The organism is Brucella ciceri, from assembly GCF_041930145.1.
GTDB classification, from domain to species: Bacteria; Pseudomonadota; Alphaproteobacteria; order Rhizobiales; family Rhizobiaceae; genus Brucella; species Brucella intermedia.
Map to the genome: position 1 here is coordinate 92229 of NZ_JBHEEV010000010.1, position 19362 is coordinate 111590.

The window sequence follows — 19362 nt, forward strand, 5'->3', positions numbered from 1 at the left end:
AAGATAACAAGAAAAGTGGAAAGATCATGGGCGTTACAGTCGTCAGCCATCCGCTTGTCCAGCACAAGCTTACCATCATGCGCAAGAAGGAAACGTCCACGGCCAGCTTCCGGCGGCTGCTGAAGGAAATCTCGTTGTTGCTCTGCTATGAAGTGACGCGCGATCTCGAACTGACCACCATGCCCATCGAAACGCCATTGATGCCGATGGACGCACCGGTGCTCGAAGGCAAGAAGCTCGTCTTCGCGTCGATCCTGCGCGCTGGCAACGGCCTTCTGGAAGGCATGCTCGATCTGGTGCCTGCTGCCCGCGTCGCCCATATCGGGCTTTATCGCGATCACGACACGCTGCAGCCGGTCGAATATTACTTCAAGGCCCCCGAAGACATCGTAAACCGCCTCATCATCGTGGTGGACCCGATGCTGGCCACCGGACATTCGGCAATTGCAGCCATCGACAAGCTGAAGGAACGCGGCGCGACCAATATCCGCTTCCTCTGCCTGCTGGCGGCGCCGGAAGGCATCAAGCGTTTCACCGAAGCCCATCCCGATGTCGACGTGTTTACCGCGTCCATCGATGAGCGCCTCGATGAAAAGGGCTATATCGTTCCCGGTCTCGGCGACGCCGGCGACCGCATGTACGGCACCAAGTAAGCATTAACCCGCGCCTGCTATCGTGCTCCAAACGGGGACAGCATGGCGCGGGCGTTTACGATCCTTCTGGTATTCGCGGGACTGGCAATCGCCTTCCCGCTCCTGTTTGAAAAATTCAGCCCGCAACTGAAAGCCGGTTCAAGCACAGCCGCGACAGCCTCATCCGCTTCTTCGTCGTCCTCCACTGCCTATAGCGGCCGCCGCGCGCAGATCACGCCGGACAGCCGCGGCCATTTCATCGCGGACGTCAGGATCGCCGGTCAAACCCTTCGCGCCATGGTGGATACCGGGGCAAGCGTCGTTGCAATCAACGCAAACGCCGCGCGGCGCATCGGCCTGTCGCTCAAACCCGATGATTTCAGATATCGCGTCTCGACCGCCAATGGCCAGACCCTTGCAGCACATGCCGTCCTGCCGAGTATCGAAATCGGACGTATCCGTGTGGAGAATGTGGACGCGATGGTCCTGCGGGACGACGCGCTCTCGGATACGCTGCTTGGCATGAGTTTTCTGAAGCGTCTGCGTCACTATGAAGTATCGAATGGCGCACTCATGCTGACGCAATGATGTGATAGCGTACTTCCGATACAGGTCAAAAGCGGTTACATCCACTGACCAGAAAGCCTCAAGACCGATGGAAGCCAGCCATGACAGCGGACCAACGCCTGACCGAGCTCGAAATTCGCGTAGCCGAACAGGAAAAGACAATCGATGAATTGTCATCCGTTCTGGCCGAACAATGGAAAACCATCGACCAGCTTTCCAAGAAGCTCGGCGCATTGACCGATCGCTTTCTGGAACTGGAAGAGCAGACCGCGCCGGACGTGCCGGTCACCAAACCACCGCACTGGTAGAACATTATGCTTCAGATTGTCCCGCTTGCCGACCGTCCCGATCTCGTAACCGTCTGCGCCGCATGGAACCATGCGGAATGGGGTGAATTTACCGGGTCCACCCCCGAACAGACCGCACAAGCCTTTTACGACATCTCCCGTGAAGACGATGGGCAGGCAGCGCGGGTCGCGCTGTGGAACGGGGAACCTGCCGGGCTTGCCCTCCTGATCCATAGCGACCTGGAAACGCATCCGCATCTGAAGCCGTGGGTGGCGAGCGTGTTCGTTGCGCCCGGCCATCGCGGCAAAGGCATCGCCAAAGGTCTTGTCGGCGCCATTGAGGACGCCGCCCGGCAACATGGCTATGGAGAGGCCTATCTCTACACCAACAAGCCGGATCTCTACCGGCAGATCGGCTGGAGCGATTTCGAGCTGCTCGATGGCGACTATGCAGGAATGCTGATCATGCAAAAGAAAATCGCGCGGTAAGAACCGCGCGATCTTTTATTACCGGCCCGCTTATTGTGCCAGCGGGATCGGGCAACTCACGCCAGTGCCGCGCAAGCCGCAATAACCGTTCGGGTTCTTCGCCAGATATTGCTGGTGATAGTCCTCGGCATAATAAAACTCCGGCGCATCCTCGATTTCCGTAGTGATCGGGCCGAGTCCGCGAGCGGCGAGCGCCTGCGTGTAGTTTTCACGGCTCTTTTCCGCCACGTCACGATCCGCCTTGTCGAAAGTGTAGATGACCGAACGGTAGGTCGTGCCGATATCGTTGCCCTGTCGCATGCCCTGCGTCGGATCGTGCTCTTCCCAGAAGAGGGTCAAAAGCTCGTCAAGACTCACAACCTTCGGATCGTAGACGACCAGCACGACCTCCGCATGGCCGGTGAGGCCTGTGCAGGTTTCCTCATAGGTCGGGTTGGGCGTAACGCCGCCCGCATAACCGACCGCCGTCACATATACGCCCGGCACCTGCCAAAACAGGCGTTCGGCACCCCAGAAGCAGCCCATCCCGAAAAGAACCTGCTTGTAGTCTTCCGGCCACGGTCCTTTCAGCGGGCGCCCGTTCACGAAATGGGTGGCGGCAGTCGGGATCGGCGCCGCGCGCCCGGGCAAAGCCTCATCCGTCGAGGGCATCTGCATCTTCTTGCGATAGCTGTCCAAGAAACTCATGGTCTCCATCTCCTGATTATCGGGCGGTGAAACGTCCCAAAGGGCGCTCTCGACGATGACCGATTGCATAGAATAAAAGGGCGAGAATGCCGAAAAGAAGCCAACCCGGCTGCTCAAGCAAAGGAACGCAGACGGCATTCCAGGCCCCTGCCCCTATATAGTGCGCCACGAAGGTTTCTGCATCGGCCAATGTTTCGGGCGCGTTGCGTGACCACATGGATAAAAGCGGCTTGGCGATAAACTGCGACGCGCCAACGGAGCGCGCACCATCAAGGACCGCGAAGATCACCGCGAAAGCGAGAAAAACAACCGCAAAACTACGCAATACAAATCGGATCACGATTCTTCGCCCCGGATTCCTACCCTGCTCACGGCACCGGTTTTGAGCCCGGCCTGCCGAAGATTTGTCTTTTTGACGTTGCTAAAGCATAGCACACAGAACCTGCCACACTCAAAGCCAAGCTCGAACACAATTCCTCGACCACAATAAAATTCAATGATTTCAAATATTTATCGCGCCAACATCGCTCTTTGCACAGGTTCGGCGATTTAGACGCAAAAACTTGCAAATAGCTGTTGAACATATGCATTTTCTGGCTATATTCGCGCCGCACCCGCTAGTTGGCGATTAACCAGCGCCTGTTTCGAAAAGCGGTGTCACGTTTGCAGTCAGTTTTCACCGTGAGACACGGTTTCCCGACAGCAAGGCAGACGGAGAGGTGGCCGAGTGGTTGAAGGCGCACGCCTGGAACGCGTGTATACGGGAAACCGTATCGAGGGTTCGAATCCCTCTCTCTCCGCCATTATCATCCACCCGGCGACAGGCCGCGCCTAACCCGATGCAGCGTACGTACAATTTTGATGATGATATCGCCTTTGCAGTGGCGTTTTCCCTAAAGGTAAAAATCTAACTTGGATATGAAGCCCGCAGACGCAGGCTTCATAACGTTCCCTGATCAAGACTGATCGAGAAATTCCGTCAGGAAACGTTGAAACGGTCGGCTGCATTCGACCGGGGCCATGTGAGTTTGGCCTTCGAGAACTTCCAGCTTAGCGTCGATGATACCATTTCGGGCGGCTTCCATCATGCCGTCGCCAAAAAACTGATCCAGTTCCCCTCCGATAATCAATGTCCTTGCTGTGATCGCGGTCAGATCGACTGGCTCAGCCTGCATTATCAATTGAAGATACCGCACAATAACGTCACCGGAGTTCATTTTTTCTGGAAGTTTGTTACGGTCCACCCATAGCTTTATCTTCAGTAATAAATTCAGCAGGGGATTGCGGAATATTGCCGCAAAGTCATTGATCAGCTCGTAGTACTGCTCCTGCTGGGCGAACTGGATTTGTCGATTTATCCTGATTTCGCCATTCTCGCTGAACTTGTGAGCGCTCGCCACCAAAATCAGCTTCTTAACCGACCCTTCGCGCGCTGCCGCAAGCCTTGTCGCCAGCAGTCCGCCATAGGATATCCCCATGAGCGAAAAAGCCGAGACCTTCATTTCTTTGATGGCGCGCTCATAGTCTGACACGATTGTCTCAGTTGTTGCTTTCGTGTCGAGCTGCTGATCATAGCCGATCAGGATAAAGCCCTGTGTTGGCGGCAGCATACGTGCGACACGTTTTGCGTCATGCATCATCCTGTCAAAGCTGTGTTTGCGGACAAAACTTTGCCCGCCATTGATCACGATCAGGGGATCAGATTGATCCCCCATGCAAATATAGGGAATTCTTCCGAGCAAAAAGCCGGTCTCAAATTTGGTCATGACAATCCTCAGCAGCAATAGCTGCTTTCGTCAGCATATTGGCTGTTGGGTTATTTATCAGCGATCTGGCGGGCAATAGCTTGCGCCAGAGGCGGCATCGGCAGCTCCATGCGGATGTAAACACGGCCGTCCCGTGTTCTCGATACCAAACCGGCATCGCAGATCTCGCGACGCAGCAAAGCGTGATCTCCGAAACTGTGCCACGCTTTCATAAGCGCGTTCACCTCGGCTTCCGTCAGTTTCGTCCGGGCCGGCAAGCGAGACCAAAGCACCCATAGAACCGATATCTGATCCGAACGTTTGCTTGGAAAGCGCGTAAGAACACCATCCTTATCAAAGCAGCGGGCCACACGCTCCACGCTCGCTCGGTCGATAACAGGGTGTTTTTCTTCCTTTACAGACTCTTTCGCACCGCTTCGCAGGTGCTGGAAGTTTTTGTATCCTGCACCTTTTGCAAGAATATTCAAAACTTCGAGGTGAGAAGGCTGTTTTTCGCGATCGGCATAGGCACTACGAATATTGCGCGCTAAAGCCGAAATGTCATTGACATGTAATGGTATTAATTCCCTGGGCATGGTCCCTGATCCTTGAGGCGTGCCTGTCAAATTGAGATCGGTGATCGCCATTCCGACGCGGCACGAACAAGGTGGTCGATGCGTCAAGGAACTAAAGAAGCAGGTTTAGCGTGCCCAGAGGGCGGCGATGCCTAGGTGAACTGCGGACCGGGAGCCCGTTTATCAGAAGGACAAATTGCCTGCAAGAGCAATGTGATCTTGGTTCTCCGGACTATCTAACCGAGTTACGGGACCGTGCAAGCTTCTCCCGGCTGCCAACGCGGTTGTGCGTGGCATGATGATAAAACGCCGTTCGAAACCAAGGGTTTTGGGTATGCTCCGGAGCCCCAAAAAGGTGAGGCGTGTTCTACGACAAGTGCGCAATGCGAAGGCGGTGCATGCAGTCCGGGCCGAATTTCTTTACTGAACGACAAATCATTTCATACGGAATGACCGTGCTGGGTCGAGCATCATTCGTTCGACAACACGCAAGCCAAGCGGAAATCGATAATACAGCCCACGCTGGGGCCGGGACCAGAGGTGACAAGCAATTGCGCTTATGGCGGACCGTAGTTCGTGCATGTCGCGGCGGCTCTCATCTGTTATCGCGAGAGCTCGTTCGGAATCTCTACCTGATTTTCGTGGGGAGAGGATGATGCAGAATCATGAGCTATTTGAAGTCACTCACCTCTGACCGGAACGGCGCCACTTCAAAAGCTCTTTTGCACAAAATCGGAGGCCCAATCGCGCTCGTCGCGCCACTGGGCCTTGCTTTATGTAACTTACTCGGCGGGCTTACGGGTATCGCTGGTGCTGATCACCCGACCTCCGAGGATCGTTGCCAAAACCGGCACATCACGAATGGCTTTCGGGGCAACCGTCGCAGGGTCATCGCCCAGCACCACGAAGTCCGCGAACTTGCCAGCTTCGATGCTGCCGACTTTCTCATCGATCCCAAGAGTATAGGCGGCATCAATCGTTACCATGCGCAACGCCTTGTCCACCGATATGCGCTCAGCCGGAGCCAGAACCTTCTTGGAGATCGCACCAATACGATTCACAGCGATCCACACTTCTTCCAGCGGACGCGGCGGCGCAACGGGCGTGTCGGTGTGAAGCGACACGACGACCCCTGCGTCCGTCAGCGTCTTCAGCCGGGCAGCGGTATTGGCCCGATCGGTACCGAACTCAGGTCCGTTCAGGTCCGCGCGTTCGTAGACATAGTAAGGGTTGATGCTCACCACACCGCCAAGGGCACTCACCCGCCGCGCCTGCTCGGGGGTGGAAATACCATAATGTTCAAAGGTGAAGCGGTGATCGAAGCGCGGCTTATCTTTTTGCAGCGCATCCAGCGCATTGATGGTCGCCTCGTTTCCGGCATTGCCATTGGTATGCACGTGGATGTGGAAGTTCTGCTCCCACCACGGCTTCATGTCGGCCACGAAGTCGGACAACTTGTCAAACATGAAGAGGCCGCTGTAGCGGTCGGAATGGATGTAGCCCGGATTCTGTATCTGCATGCTGAAGCTCAGAAGGCCATCATCGGAGAAGAATTTCACCCCTTCGAACATCAGCCTGTCATTGCTCGAGTCGCGCAGCTTGTTTGCTTCGGCGATCGCATTGTCGCCATAGGTGCTCGCGAAAGTATGCCCGTCGACCACAACGACGAGGCGCTGATTGGCCTTCGAACTATCGAAGGAAGACTTCAGCACCTGGTGCTCAAGTGGAATATTGATCAGCCCGAACGCCAGGTCGGACATCGTGGTCACACCCGCCTGCTGGGAGAGGTCAGACAGATATTTGACGTTCTTCAGCGCGATATCCGGCGCCAGCAATGCGTTGATGGTTGGAGCGAGCACATATTGAGCAGCGCGCTCACCCAGGAACTTTCCATTGAGTTCCCCGTCGGAGCCAACCCCAATGCCCAACACCTTCTTGGCATCCTCGGTGGTAAGGCCCCGCTTCTTGATCGCGGCACTGTTGGTGAAGACGAAATGCTCGGAAGCATCCCAGACAAAAATCGGCTTCACGGTAGAAATCTTGTCGAGCTCGGTTTTGTCGAGATGGCCGCCCATCGCCACGACGTCGAAGCCAAAAGCCAGCACATCGGCGTTCGGGTCCTTCGACGCCTCTACATATTCCGCCAGCTTGGCAAGCGCTTCCTGCCGCGTCTTCACACCGGGAAACGCAGGCCCATAAGGGTTGAGCATCGGATAGTAGCTCAACGGCGGGCGGGTCAATGAGGTTGCGCCGACGATAGGATGGGAATGGGCCTCGACAAACCCCGGATAGATGACGCGATTCTGGAACTGCTTGTCGATCTTGTGCGGATACTTGTCGAGCCAGGGCTTCAAGTCGTCCAAGGTCCCTACCGAGAGAATCTTTCCGTCCTTCACCGCGACGGCCGTTGCCTCGGGCCAGCCCGGATCCATCGTCACAATTTTTCGCGCCGTGTAAACGGTGACCAATCCATCATCCGTTGAGGCAGTCGCAGATTTGGCAGAGCCATCAGCAGATGTTTGAGCGAGTGCTAATAAAGGAAAACTTAAAGTAAAGGCAACGGACAATACGCCGACAGCAGACTTTATCTTCATCACGACCCCTCGAACAACCTCTAATAGAACCTTAAACGAAGAAGGAGTCAGCCATTAATAAAGTAAATCTGCTCCAACCAATGCCAAGCTATGAGCAGTCATTACAATTGTCAATCAGGTGTTCTTTGTTTTATATTATAGAATTACATTATATTCGAGGTTTATCTCAGGCTTGGATGGTGCATTTTTCTCGCGCGCGGAGGGAGCACGCGCTGCAAAATCAATCCTGCTGTCCTGATCGAGGCAGCGAAACACCGCTGCATCCGAAACCGGCAATTAAAAAGACATGAGGCTGGTCTCCCTTATACGCGAGCGCGAAGCTCTCTCAACGGTGCGACAAGACCTCAAAAGCTGCAAAGGGTTCTGCTTTTTTACGAACGAAAGTTCCTGCCGGGCATGACCCAACCTCTTTGCAGCCGTCAGTGCGGTGTTGCATTCACCCCAATGACAAACGAGGCCGGAACGAAGTTTACCGTTCCGGCCTCAAATGTATAAGCCGGAGGTTTGGCCTCCGGCTTTGTTTTTAGTTCAGGCCTTCTTCCTTGAACGCCTTTTGCACGTTCGGGCGCGCCAACACGCGTTCGCGCAGCTTCAGCGCTTTGGGATAGGCACTTAAATCGAGTTTCAGTCCCACGCCCCAGCCAATGATGACAGACGCATAGGCATCCGGCTGGGTAAAATCATCGCCAAGCCAGTAGGCATTCTTGTCCGACAGCATGGCTTCGAACTGCCCCAGACGACGATTGATATTGGCAATGACGCCCGCCTTCGCTTCTTCCGTGAGGGTGGGAGCGAACAGGCCGCTGAAAGCCGCATGCAGATCCGAGCAGAAGCCCAGCGCTTCCTGCAGGCGTGCGCGTTCGATCGTGCCATAGGCAGGCTTGAACGCCGCAACATCGGAATGGTCGCCGATATATTGGAGAATTGCCGCGTTCTGCGTGATGACAGTGTCGGGCTTTACTTCCAGCGCCGGAACCGCGCCGCGCGGATTGATCGCGAAATAGTCTTCGCCGTCAGCCGTCTTCTTGGCCTTGATGTCCACGGCTTCCAGCTCATAAGGCAGGCCTGCTTCGCTCAGGATGATGTGGGGTGCGAGCGAACAGGCACCAGCCTTGTAATAAAGTTTCATGAAAATCTCCCATCGGTTTCGATGAAAGATATCTATCAAATTCGCCCCGCCCGCAACAAACCGGGGATCACATTTCTTTGTGTGACGCCAATATTCGAAATATCGTCCTGAAACAGGCCATCTATCAGAAAAGCGATGCTATCCGGGCGGGTTTGGAGGATTGCATCCGGGTCACGACGACCAGCTTGTTGAACTCGCCGCGCTTGAAGGCGCGCAGGAAGCGCGGATAGTCCTTGAACACCACACAGCCATTGGAATCACCACGGCGTCCGAGCATGAAAGTATGCGCCAGAAGCCCATCGCGATTGTAGCGGTTATTGCCATCGACAGGCGTAAGGCGGATCGCCTCGACGCCGTGGAACAACGCCTCGCGCATGCGCAGATCATAGGTATGCGGCGGTGTGGGCCCGCGGTTCTTCTGGTTCACGTAGCGCGGATTGTCACGCATCGGACCGAGGCCGGAATGGGCTTCCAGGCGCTCGCCGCTCGGCAGGTAAACGGTGGCCGCGGAAATATCATAGATGGCAACCTTGCTGCGCGAAGCCTGATTGAGAAGCGGACTGAACAGGCCGGGGCGCGGCTCCTCGGTTGCGCCGCTTTCCGGCGCATAGGCGAGTTCGGTCTTTTCATGCATGCGGGAACGGCGCAGCGAAGGCTTGGCACCAGGCAACGGCACGTCATCGGGCAGGAATGCGTCTTGGGCGGCTCCGGCTTCTGCGGCGACAGCCGAGTTCTGGTCCGATGCGAGCTGCGGAACAGGAACGGCATTGCCGGTGGGCAGATGTGCCTGCTTCTCCGCCGCATCCACTTCTTCGGCTTGCGAGAGCGGTTCTATCTTGCTGAAAGCCGCTGTCGCGTCCGATGTGGCAGGCACCGGCGCATAGGCCAGCACAGTCGCACCGGCCTCCGCAGCAGGTTGCTGTGGCTGAACACGCGCCAAAACAGGCTCTTCGCGCCGAACGCGATCAGCGCGCAGTTCAATGAGGGACGCCGTATCAACGGGCTTGTCCTCGATGACGGAATCCGGGCCGATATCGGCGATGATAGGCGCACCATCCGCCCTTTTGCTCCGGCGCCAGTCGAGATTGGAATAAGCGGCGTCAGCGGTATAGGCATCGATGAAGCCTTGCCTGATGCGCCGCGACGGTGCGAGCCTGTGGTCGACGACGGCAAGCGCCTGCGGTGCGTTCAGGGAGACACGGCGCATGACAGGGGCAACAGGTGCAAAGGCTGGCACCACCGTTTCCAGCGTACCGAGCGCGGTCATCATCCAGCTTCCGGCTACGAGGCCCGTGGCGGCGAACACCGCAACGCGCGTAAACCCCTTGAGACCGAATGGAAGCCGGATGCCCTTGCCGCGCGGAACCGCGGAGCCATACACTTCTGTTACACACGCCATGATACAAATCCGAGTGGAGAACAACTTTCACTGCGCCGCCTTGCATGTCAGTCCGGCAAAAAGACGAACGCAACATGGCAAGGCGGTGACTGGAAGGTCATCTCCAGCATCGCCAATTATGGTAACCAAATCCTTTACGGGAAGAAGAAAACCGGATCGCCATGCGCCGGTTCAGCCTGTCAGAAGCAATGCGCCTTGCTTGGCGCTGGGGAACTCCAGCCCCTCCACGGCAACGCGATTGCGTCCACGATGCTTGACCCGCATCAGGGCAAGATCGGCCCGTGCCGCCGTTTCCCACAAGGTTTCGCCGCCGCGCACCATGGCGATACCAAAGCTGCATGTCAGTTGGCGGCCTGACAGCATGAGGAACTGATGCCGAGCCACGCGCCCGCAAAGCAGATTGCCCAGTCTCTCGCATGTTTCGGCATCGCCCCGGACCAGAAGAACAAATTCTTCGCCGCCAATGCGTCCGACAATCGTCGTTTCGGCTGCTATGGTTTGCAGGATGCGGGCGAACTCGACCAGAACCTGATCGCCGGTTGCATGGCCCAGTGCATCATTGATCGATTTGAAGTGATCGATATCGGCAATGATGACTCCATGGTCGCCGCGCTGGACCTCGGCCAGACGCATGCGCGCCCGGCGTTCCAGTCCGCGACGGTTGAGAACGCCGGTCAGCGGATCGGCGTCGCGTTCCGCCTGCAATTCCTCCACCACATCGGAAGTCGTTACCGTCAGAAGGACAAGGCCGGCGAACACGCCCGCAAAGGAACCGAATATCATGACGCCCTGCCAGTAGCGCGTATGTATCAGTTCAGACGGTTGCACAATCTCGTCGGGGAGGCCCAGCGCCATTCCAGCCTGCACATAGAAATGCACCGTCAAAAGCAGCAACGCACCGAACAGCACGCGATCGATCGAGCTTCGACAGGCGAGATCGCGCGCCTGAATGCAAAGCACCGCCATCAGGCTACCCAGCGACAGGTGCACCGCAGGCGCAATGCGCGCGTAACCCGTATCATTTGCGATGAAAAAGACCATGGCCGCTAGGAGACCGAGCCCGATCAGGCGGGGCGCCACCCGCGAATAACGCATGCCCATCCGCATCATCACACCTTCGCAAAGCAGCCACCCGCCCATAAAATGGAGAGCCGTAGCTATCGGCGAAGTCAGGGCAAGACTGTCCGAGATCAGCGATATCGGAACCAGAAGCCCCATGGCGAAACAGCCAAAGCTGAGGCCGAAAAACAAGAGATGCCTGCGCTTCGTGTCGAGCGTCCAGACGCCCGACATCGTCGCAGCAAACAGCAAGACTATAAGCGGCGGCACAAACTTCACGAACTGGCCCTGATCAGTCAAAACAAGATTGCAGAAAACGCTATTTCAGGTTGAACGTAACGTGCAATTACAAACCGGGGGCAAAGTCAAGTTAATAGCTGTCAATATGGACAAGCACTCAAGCCTAAAGGAGCAATATCGAGTATAAGTGAATGCTAAAAATCATCTGAAAACAACATCATTCAGGAAAGTTCTGCTTTCACATAGTTTTTACCTTGAGATTTATCCCCAGAAGCTTTTCGGCGATCATCCGCCCGATAGGTATGGAAGATGTTGCCGCCGGTGACGGCGCGTTGCAGACGTGAAGCATTCTCTCTGTTTCCCTGAAAAGAAAATCATGCACCAGCGTACCGTCATGGAGCACGGCTTGCGCGCGTATTCCCGCCCCCGGCGCACCGAGATCGGAAAGCTCCAGTGTGGGGCAATATTTCCGGCATTCCTTGAGATAACGCGCGCGGGACGCGGAATTGCAGAACTCGGACAGTGCAGAACGCCAGTTCTTCATCGCCATCTTCCAGAAGCCGGGAAATGCAGCCATGTCCGCGACGTCACCCGCACGGAAACTGCCCTTGTCATATCCTTCGCGCGCAAACCCGAGCACCGCGTTCGGGCCGACCGTGACGCCGCCATCGATCGTTCGCGTCAGGTGGATGCCGAGGAATGGCAGGTCGGGATCGGGGATCGGATAGATCAGATGTTTGACGATATTCGCCTTCGATTGCGGCAGGGTGTAGTATTCGCCACGAAACGGCACGATGCGGTGGCTGATATCCAGCCCGGCAAGACGCGCGATGCGGTCCGACTGCAATCCCGCACAAGCGACCAGTCTGGAAGCGCGCACGGTCTCGCCATTCACCGTCACCGCAACGCCCGTGTCATCCTCCCGGATGGCGGCCACCGGCGAATTGAGCCGCACGATACCGCCGCGCTCGACGATTTCCGCCGCCATCGCCCGCGATACTTTTGCATAGTCGACGATGCCGGTCGCAGGAACCAGAAGCGCCCCCAGCCCCGCGACCGCAGGCTCTGCCTTGCGTAGCGCCTGCTGATCCACGTGCTGGAACGCGATGTCGTTCTGGACCGCACGCCTTGCCAGAGCCTCCATGCGCTCGACCTCCTTTTGAGAGGTTGCCACCAGAAGCTTGCCGCATGTTTCGAATCGAATGGAATATTGCCTGCAAAAGGCTTTCGTGGCTTCGGCACCGGCCCGGCACAATTGCGCTTTCAATGAACCGGGCTGGTAATAGATGCCGGCATGGATGACGCCGCTATTGTGTCCCGTCTGGTGGCGCGCTAAATCGCTTTCCTTCTCCAGCAGAATGATCCTTGCGCCCGGCTCCGCCTCCTGCATGGCTTTTGCTGTCGCAAGCCCGACAATGCCGCCGCCGATGACGCAATAATCATAATCCGCCACGAAATCCCCTCCTCAAGCCCTCTCCCACGCCCCCGCGCCCCGCCTTGCCACGGTTCGACAGGATGATTACCTGTTACTTATACGATTGCGGCCTTGGTTGCAGCACCGCAAAATGGCATTCTTTGCCAAACCCGTTCCCCCATGCGGAGAAGTTCCATGCGCCATCAGTTCGACCTTTTTGCTCCTTCCCCGGCGGAAGGACAGGAACGGGCAGAACTGCGTCCCGCCCGCGCCAAACACGGCAAGACTACCGGTATAGACGAAGCGGAGATGGTGAAGCGGCTGAAGGAGAGCGGACGTTACCGCATCCTCCAAAGGCTAGACCCGCCGCCGACCGTTCCCGACGCCGACAGGATCGCCTTCCCCCGTCTGGGCGTTGTCGTGGACACGGAAACGACCGGCCTCAATCCAGCGCAGGAAGAAATCATCGAGATCGGCGCGGTTGCCTTCCGTTATGCCGACGACGGATCGATAGGCGATATCTGCGCCACGTTCGGCGCATTGCAGCAACCTTCCCGGCCGATCCCGGCCGACATCACTCGCATCACCGGCATCACCGACGAGATGGTGAGGGGGCAGACGATCCCCCGCGAAAAGCTGGACGCGCTCATCGCCGAGGCCGATATCATCATCGCGCATAATGCAGGGTTTGACCGTCCATTTCTTGAACGTTTTTCCATCGCCTTCGCCAACAAGCCTTGGGCCTGCTCGGTCAAGGAAATCGACTGGACTGCACGCGGCTTTGAAGGCACCAAGCTTGGGTACCTGATCGGCCAGAGCGGCTTTTTCCATAACGGTCACCGGGCCGAAGACGATTGTCAGGCCCTGCTTGCGGTGCTGAAGGAACAGTCTGGCGATACCACGCCCTTTGCCGAACTCTTGAAGGCCAGCCAGCGCGCGCGGATGCGCATCTACGCCGAGAATAGCCCGTTCGAGATGAAAGATCATCTGAAAGCGCGTGGCTATCGCTGGTCGGACGGCACTGACGGGCGTCCGAAATCATGGTGGACGGAGATCGGTGAAGAAGAGCTCGACGCCGAACTCGAATATCTGCGCACCGAGATTTATGGCTGGCGCGACGCCGACCCGCTGGTCCAGAAGCTCACCGCCATGGACCGTTACAAGGAACGCGCGCCGCTTCGCCCGAAAAAGTAACCGCCCCCAACATCCCGAGCGCCTGCCCATCTCCCTCATCCTGAGGAGGGGACCTGAGCTTGTCGAAGGTCACCGTCTCGAAGGATAGGAGATGGCCCCTCACCCTTCGAGAGGGCGCTTCGCGCCTCCTCAGGATGAGGGGCAGGATTTGGCAGTCACGCAATAACTGGCCACGGCCTCTGCTCTGGCCGCATCTCCTCATACGCTTTTGCAAGGCGCAACACGCCCAGATCATCAAAACGCTGGCCGAAAATCTGCAAGCCAATGGGTAGACCCTTGGCCGTATAACCGCAATTGATCGAAATCGCAGGCTGCTCCGACATATTCATCGCCACGGTGAAGGCGATATGTTCGAAGGGGCGCTGCGGGTCGTTGACCGGAGACGCCCATTCCGCCGGATAGGTCGGCATGGGCGCGGTTGGCGAAATGATAAAGTCGAAGCCCTTGGAAGCGGCAAGCGCCGCATTGCGCATTGCATCCATCTGGGCAAAGCCGAGATAGACTTCTTCGCCCGTTAAGCCCTCGGCGGTTTCCGTCCACTGATAGATGTAAGGCAGAATCTTCGCACGGTTTTCCGGCGTCATCTTCCTGATATCCGACCACGACCGCGCGCGCCAGAAACGATCCAGACCATCGATCATGGTGCGGTTCAGAAATGGTGCAACAGGCTCGATGATCGCACCCGCATCGGCAAGCAATTTCGCTGCGGCTTCGACGGCGGCGCGGGTTCCATCCCCCACCGGCTCGCCGAAACCGGCATCGAGCCACAGGCCGATCTTTAAGCCCTTCACATCGATGTCGAGGCTCATCCAGTCGATATCCTGATAGGGCAGGCTCATGCCATCGCGACGATCAGGTCTTGAAAGCACCGACATGTAAAGCGCGCTGTCAGCGACAGTGCGCGTCATCGGCCCGGCCACGCGACCGAGAAATGGCGGATCGATGGGAATGCGCCCGAAGGAAGGCTTCAGTCCAACGAGGCCGCACCAGCCTGCAGGCAGGCGGATCGAGCCACCAATATCCGTGCCGATATGCAACGGACCGTAACCGGCCGCACCGGCGCTGCCCGCACCGGCACTTGATCCGCCTGGATTGGTACCGAGGTCCCATGGATTGCGCGCTAGCTTGTGGAAGCTCGACAGGCCGGAAGACAACATGCCGAGATCAGGCATGGTCGTCTTGGCCAGCAGCACGCCGCCAGCCTCCCGTGTCCGCGCCGCAGGCGGAGCGTCGGCGCTGGCGGGCTCCAGCGGCAGCGCCGCGCAGCCGAGCGGAACAGCCGTGCCTTCGGTCGCGATATTTTCCTTGATCGTCAGCGGAACGCCATCGATGGGTCCGGCAGGCTCGCCCTTTGCCCAGCGCGCTTCCGAGGCCTTGGCCGAAACACGTGCGGCGTCGGGATCGTAAGCCCAAAGCGCATTCAGCTTCGGCTCATAGGCTTCGATGCGGGCGATGACCGCTTCCGTGACCTCGACCGGCGAAAGCGACTTCGCCTTATAGGCGGACACGAGTTCGACGGCTGACAAATCGGCTGGATTCGACATTGGGATTTCCTCAAATCACTCAGGCAATTTCAGTGTGGAGCTTGGGCGTCGCACTCGCTTGCGGCGACCGGAAAACGGCTTCGGCACGGCGTCGACCAGCGCCCGCGTATAGTCATGTCGAGGATTGTCGAAGACTTCGTTGGTCGGTCCCTGCTCGACAATATTGCCGCGATAGATCACGGCGACGCGGTCGGTGATGGCGCGCACGACACCCAGATCGTGGCTGATGAACAGATAGGAAAGGCCGAACTTTTCCTGCAGATCCATCATCAGGTTCAAAACCTGCGCCTGAATGGAAACGTCAAGCGCCGACACCGGCTCGTCCGCGACGATCAAAGCGGGCTTGGTGATCAGGGCGCGCGCGATGGCGATACGCTGGCGTTGCCCGCCCGAAAACTCGTGCGGATATTTTTCCGCCGAGGCCTTTGGCAAGCCAACCGCTTCCAGCACTTCCGCCACGCGATCGTCGCGCTCTTTGGCACTGGTGCCGCTTTCCAGCGATACGATCGGTTCGGAAATGATGCGCTTGACCGTATGGCGCGGGTCGAGCGAGCCATACGGGTCCTGAAAGATCGCCTGAAAGCCCTTGCGCGCTTCACGCAAGCCGGCGCGATCAAGCGCATAGATATCCTGCCCGTTGATGAGAATTTGTCCCGCTTGCGGACGCTCCAGCCCCATGACGGCGCGGGCCAGCGTGGACTTGCCGGAGCCGCTTTCACCCACGATGCCAAGGCTTTGCCCGGCTTCGATCTCAACATTGACCCCATGCAGGACACGCAACGCGCCCGGCTTTGAAAAAAATGACGGACGCGGCAGCTGGTATTCGCGCACCACATCGCGCACCTGCAAGATCATCTTGCTCATGCGAGCACCTCGCCGTCTCGCGGATGAATACAGGCGGCGCGATGCGCGATCCCGTCGTTCTCACCGATGAAATCGAGCGGCGGTATCGCCTTTCGGCAATCCGCCTGCACAAAAGAGCAGCGGTCAGCAAAGGTACAATAGGGCGGACGCGCCAGCGGGTCCGGCACGACGCCGGGGATAGCGGCGAGGCGCTGGCGTCCCGTGCCGTGGCTGCGCACCAGCGCCGCACCATGTGGCGAAGCCTGGAACAGCCCGCGGGCATAAGGATGCGCCATGCGATTGAACACCGCTTCCGTGCGTCCCGTCTCGACGATGCGGCCCGCATACATGACGGCGATGCGGTCGGTCATTTCCGAAACCACGCCAAGGTCATGGGTGATAAGCATCAGGGCCGTGCCGGTCTCGTCGATCAGTTCGTCCATCAGGTCGAGTATCTGCGCCTGAACGGTGACGTCGAGTGCCGTTGTCGGTTCGTCGGCAATCAGCAGGTCGGGCTCGCAGGCAATCGCCATGGCGATCATCACGCGCTGGCGTTGCCCGCCGGAAAGCTGGTGCGGATAGAGTTCGAGATTGAAGCGCGGCGCAGGCAGCCCGACGCGATCAAGCAGCCGACGCGCTTCACGCTCCGCATCGGCGCGGCTCTCACCCATATGCAGGCGGCGTCCTTCGGCAATCTGTGCGCCTATGGTCTTGACCGGATTGAGCGCTGTCATCGGTTCCTGAAAGATCATCGCCATGCGCCGCCCGCGCATCTTGCAGAGTTCCGCTTCCGGCATGGCGGCAAGGTCCTCGCCGTCAAAACGCAACGTGCCGCGCACGCGCATCCGGTCGGGCAGCAGGCCCATGGCGGCAAGGGCGGTGATCGACTTGCCGCTGCCGGATTCACCCACCACGCCAAGGCGTTCACCGCGATTGAGCGTCAGGGTAATATCGGACACGATTTCCGCGAGTTTGAGCCCGATGGGCAGTTCGACGGACATATTGTCCATCTCAAGCAAAGGTGTTGTCATCTCTGCCTCCTGACGCGCGGATCGAGCACATCACGCAATCCGTCGCCCAGCATGTTGAGGCCAAGCACGGCGAGCGTGATGGCGAGCCCGGGGAAGATGGCGAGCCATGGCGCATCATAGATGAAGGTCTGCGCATCGTTGAGCATCTTGCCCCAGCTCGGCATCGGCGGCTGGGTGCCAAGCCCGACATAGGACAGGCCCGCTTCCGCGACGATGGCCAGCGCAAACTGGATCGTCGCCTGCACGATCAGCACATGGTTGATGTTGGGCAGCACATGCAAAAGCGTGATCGATATATCGCCACGCCCTGCACAACGCGCCGCCTGCACATATTCGCGCTTCCAAAGCCCTAGCGATGCGCCGCGTGTGACGCGCGCGAACACAGGTATGTTGAAGATGCCGATGGCGATCATCGCATTGACCGCGCCGGGTCCGAAAATGGCGGTAATGATGACGGCGGTAAGAAGCGCTGGAAACGCGAAGGCGAGATCGGTCATGCGCATGACGAAACCATCGATCAGCCCACCGCGTGCCGCTGCAAGCGACCCGAGTGGAATACCGATACCGGCCCCAACCAGCACCGCGATGATTGATACGGCGATGGAATTGCGCGCACCGACCATGATCATGGAGAACACATCGCGCCCAAAATTGTCCGTGCCGAAGAGGTGATTGAGGCTCGGCCCCTGCAACTTGTCGCGGAAGTTCATCGCCGTCGGCGAATAAGGCGTCCAGACATAGGAGATGACGGCCATCGCGACAAGAATGATCGTGATGAGTGAGCCGAGGGCCAAACTGCGGCTGGTCAGTATGGTCTTGAATATGCCCGGTTTCGGGAAAGCCTGCGCCTCGCTCATCGGCTGCCTCCCGTCGAAAGGCGCGGATCGATGAAGCCATAGACAAGATCGACGATGAAATTGACGGCAATCACCGAAGCGGCAAGCAACGTCACCAGCGACTGCACGGTGACGAGATCGCGTTGCGCGATGGCTTGAAACACCAGCCTTCCAAGGCCGGGGAGATTGAAGACATTTTCGATGATGATGGTTCCCGCCAGCAGAAAGGAAAATTGCAGCCCGATGATGGTAACGACCGGGATCAGCGCATTGGGCACCGCATGACGCCAGAGCGCGGCCTTGCGCGTCAGGCCCTTGGCGCGGGCAGTGCGCACAAAATCCTCACCCAGTGTCTCGATGACGGCGGATCGGGTTACGCGGGCCAGAATGGCGGCAAGCGGCAGCGCAAGCGCCAATGCGGGAAGGAACAGCGAACGGATACCATTCCAGAACCCGCCTTCCCAGCCCGCGAAACCCGAAGCCGGAAACCAGCCAAGCTGCAAGGCAAAAAGCAGGATCAAAAGCAGACCAAGCCAGAAATTCGGAATTGCGACACCGACCTGCGCCACGCCCATGGAGAGCACATCACCGGTCTTGCCGCGCTTGGAAGCAGCATAGACACCGACCGGAATGGCGACCGCAACCGACAGGACCATCGACAGAAGCGCCAGCGGCAGGGTGACCATGATGCGCGGCCCGAGCAATTCGCTGATCGGCACGGAATAGGTATAGCTCGTGCCGAAATCGCCTTTCAGAAAGCCGCCAATCCATGTGAGGTAGCGCCACCAGAGCGGCTGGTCGAGGCCAAGCTGCTTGTGAAGCGCTACCAGTGTCTCGGGCTGCGCATTGATGCCCAGGATCACCGCCGCCGGATCGCCCGGCAGCACCTGCATCAACAGGAAGACGATGACGGAAGCCGCAAGCGTCGTAAGCAGGAGCGAAACCAGTCGCCCGGAAATGTAAGCCAGCAAAACGACCTCCTTGAAAAGACGGAAATCCGCTTTCCACATTCCAATCCGCCGCACGCCCTCCCCTTATTTTTATGGGGTGCGCGGCCATCTATTTGGTCCCCCGCCGAACGTGCGACGGGGCGAGCC

Annotated in this window: 19 protein-coding genes and 1 tRNA gene; 6 read left to right on the forward strand and 14 right to left on the reverse strand. The window is 58.1% G+C overall.

All coding sequences use genetic code 11. From position 1 onward, the window contains the following. The first annotated feature begins 26 nt into the window (after positions 1-26). The 4 genes from upp to JNC63_RS18090 all read left to right on the forward strand — a co-directional run bounded on the left by upp (position 27) and on the right by JNC63_RS18090 (position 1975). Positions 27-653 carry a uracil phosphoribosyltransferase gene (gene upp / locus JNC63_RS18075; RefSeq protein ID WP_006467614.1) on the forward strand — a complete coding sequence of 209 codons (627 nt, stop codon included), beginning with the start codon at positions 27-29 and terminating at the stop codon, positions 651-653. 42 nt (positions 654-695) lie between these two features. Beyond that, positions 696-1220: a retropepsin-like aspartic protease family protein gene (locus JNC63_RS18080; protein ID WP_063881554.1), complete on the forward strand. Its 525-nt coding sequence runs from the start codon at positions 696-698 to the stop codon at positions 1218-1220. An 80-nt stretch (positions 1221-1300) separates the two neighbouring features. Next, positions 1301-1507 carry a SlyX family protein gene (locus JNC63_RS18085; protein WP_063881555.1) on the forward strand — a complete coding sequence of 69 codons (207 nt, stop codon included), beginning with the start codon at positions 1301-1303 and terminating at the stop codon, positions 1505-1507. 6 nt (positions 1508-1513) lie between these two features. After that, the gene (locus tag JNC63_RS18090) at positions 1514-1975 is read left to right on the forward strand and encodes a GNAT family N-acetyltransferase (protein ID WP_063881556.1); all 462 of its coding nucleotides are present in this window, start codon (positions 1514-1516) and stop codon (positions 1973-1975) included. A gap of 30 nt (positions 1976-2005) precedes the next feature. Here JNC63_RS18090 and msrA read toward each other — a convergent pair whose 3' ends face one another. Both msrA and JNC63_RS18100 read right to left on the reverse strand, forming a co-directional pair. Further along, positions 2006-2662 (reverse strand): peptide-methionine (S)-S-oxide reductase MsrA, encoded by a 657-nt coding sequence (gene msrA / locus JNC63_RS18095; protein ID WP_063881557.1) that lies wholly within the window; start codon positions 2660-2662, stop codon positions 2006-2008. 16 nt (positions 2663-2678) lie between these two features. Continuing rightward, complete coding sequence (locus JNC63_RS18100; RefSeq protein WP_025090776.1) at positions 2679-3002, reverse strand: hypothetical protein; 324 nt, start codon at positions 3000-3002, stop codon at positions 2679-2681. Between the two features lie 373 nt (positions 3003-3375). Between JNC63_RS18100 and JNC63_RS18105 the strand changes: the two genes are divergently transcribed. Next, a tRNA-Ser gene (locus JNC63_RS18105) sits at positions 3376-3465 on the forward strand. 153 nt (positions 3466-3618) lie between these two features. Here JNC63_RS18105 and JNC63_RS18110 read toward each other — a convergent pair. The 7 genes from JNC63_RS18110 to lhgD all read right to left on the reverse strand — a co-directional run bounded on the left by JNC63_RS18110 (position 3619) and on the right by lhgD (position 12856). Continuing rightward, positions 3619-4428 carry an alpha/beta fold hydrolase gene (locus JNC63_RS18110; protein WP_063881558.1) on the reverse strand — a complete coding sequence of 270 codons (810 nt, stop codon included), beginning with the start codon at positions 4426-4428 and terminating at the stop codon, positions 3619-3621. 50 nt (positions 4429-4478) lie between these two features. Next, positions 4479-5054, reverse strand: a complete 576-nt coding sequence (locus tag JNC63_RS18115; RefSeq protein WP_245670595.1) for a DUF2087 domain-containing protein — start codon at positions 5052-5054, stop codon at positions 4479-4481. Positions 5055-5764: 710 nt separating this feature from the next. Continuing rightward, complete coding sequence (locus tag JNC63_RS18120) at positions 5765-7576, reverse strand: amidohydrolase (protein WP_100653057.1); 1812 nt, start codon at positions 7574-7576, stop codon at positions 5765-5767. A 523-nt stretch (positions 7577-8099) separates the two neighbouring features. Next, positions 8100-8705 (reverse strand): glutathione transferase, encoded by a 606-nt coding sequence (gene gst, locus JNC63_RS18125; protein WP_063881560.1) that lies wholly within the window; start codon positions 8703-8705, stop codon positions 8100-8102. A 124-nt stretch (positions 8706-8829) separates the two neighbouring features. Then, complete coding sequence (locus tag JNC63_RS18130; RefSeq protein WP_063881561.1) at positions 8830-10104, reverse strand: DUF2778 domain-containing protein; 1275 nt, start codon at positions 10102-10104, stop codon at positions 8830-8832. A gap of 171 nt (positions 10105-10275) precedes the next feature. Further along, positions 10276-11442: a GGDEF domain-containing protein gene (locus JNC63_RS18135; RefSeq protein ID WP_063881580.1), complete on the reverse strand. Its 1167-nt coding sequence runs from the start codon at positions 11440-11442 to the stop codon at positions 10276-10278. A gap of 199 nt (positions 11443-11641) precedes the next feature. Next, the gene (lhgD, locus tag JNC63_RS18140) at positions 11642-12856 is read right to left on the reverse strand and encodes an L-2-hydroxyglutarate dehydrogenase (protein ID WP_063881562.1); all 1215 of its coding nucleotides are present in this window, start codon (positions 12854-12856) and stop codon (positions 11642-11644) included. Between the two features lie 156 nt (positions 12857-13012). Between lhgD and JNC63_RS18145 the strand changes: the two genes are divergently transcribed. After that, positions 13013-14011, forward strand: a complete 999-nt coding sequence (locus JNC63_RS18145; protein ID WP_063881563.1) for a 3'-5' exonuclease — start codon at positions 13013-13015, stop codon at positions 14009-14011. A gap of 155 nt (positions 14012-14166) precedes the next feature. Here the strand turns inward: JNC63_RS18145 and JNC63_RS18150 are convergent, their stop codons facing one another. The 5 genes from JNC63_RS18150 to JNC63_RS18170 are packed head-to-tail and all read right to left on the reverse strand — an operon-like array spanning position 14167 to position 19236. Beyond that, positions 14167-15555, reverse strand: coding sequence for an amidase (locus tag JNC63_RS18150; protein ID WP_063881564.1), 1389 nt, complete (start codon positions 15553-15555; stop codon positions 14167-14169). A gap of 15 nt (positions 15556-15570) precedes the next feature. Beyond that, positions 15571-16419 carry an ATP-binding cassette domain-containing protein gene (locus JNC63_RS18155; RefSeq protein ID WP_063881565.1) on the reverse strand — a complete coding sequence of 283 codons (849 nt, stop codon included), beginning with the start codon at positions 16417-16419 and terminating at the stop codon, positions 15571-15573. Beyond that, the gene (locus JNC63_RS18160) at positions 16416-17429 is read right to left on the reverse strand and encodes an ABC transporter ATP-binding protein (protein ID WP_063881566.1); all 1014 of its coding nucleotides are present in this window, start codon (positions 17427-17429) and stop codon (positions 16416-16418) included. The genes JNC63_RS18155 and JNC63_RS18160 overlap by 4 nt, the downstream gene beginning before the upstream one ends. Beyond that, a complete protein-coding gene (locus JNC63_RS18165; RefSeq protein WP_006472197.1) occupies positions 17426-18286 on the reverse strand; it encodes an ABC transporter permease in 861 nt (286 codons plus the stop codon). Before JNC63_RS18165 ends, JNC63_RS18160 begins: the two co-directional genes overlap by 4 nt. After that, the gene (locus tag JNC63_RS18170; RefSeq protein WP_063881581.1) at positions 18283-19236 is read right to left on the reverse strand and encodes an ABC transporter permease; all 954 of its coding nucleotides are present in this window, start codon (positions 19234-19236) and stop codon (positions 18283-18285) included. Before JNC63_RS18170 ends, JNC63_RS18165 begins: the two co-directional genes overlap by 4 nt. Positions 19237-19362: the final 126 nt, after the last annotated feature.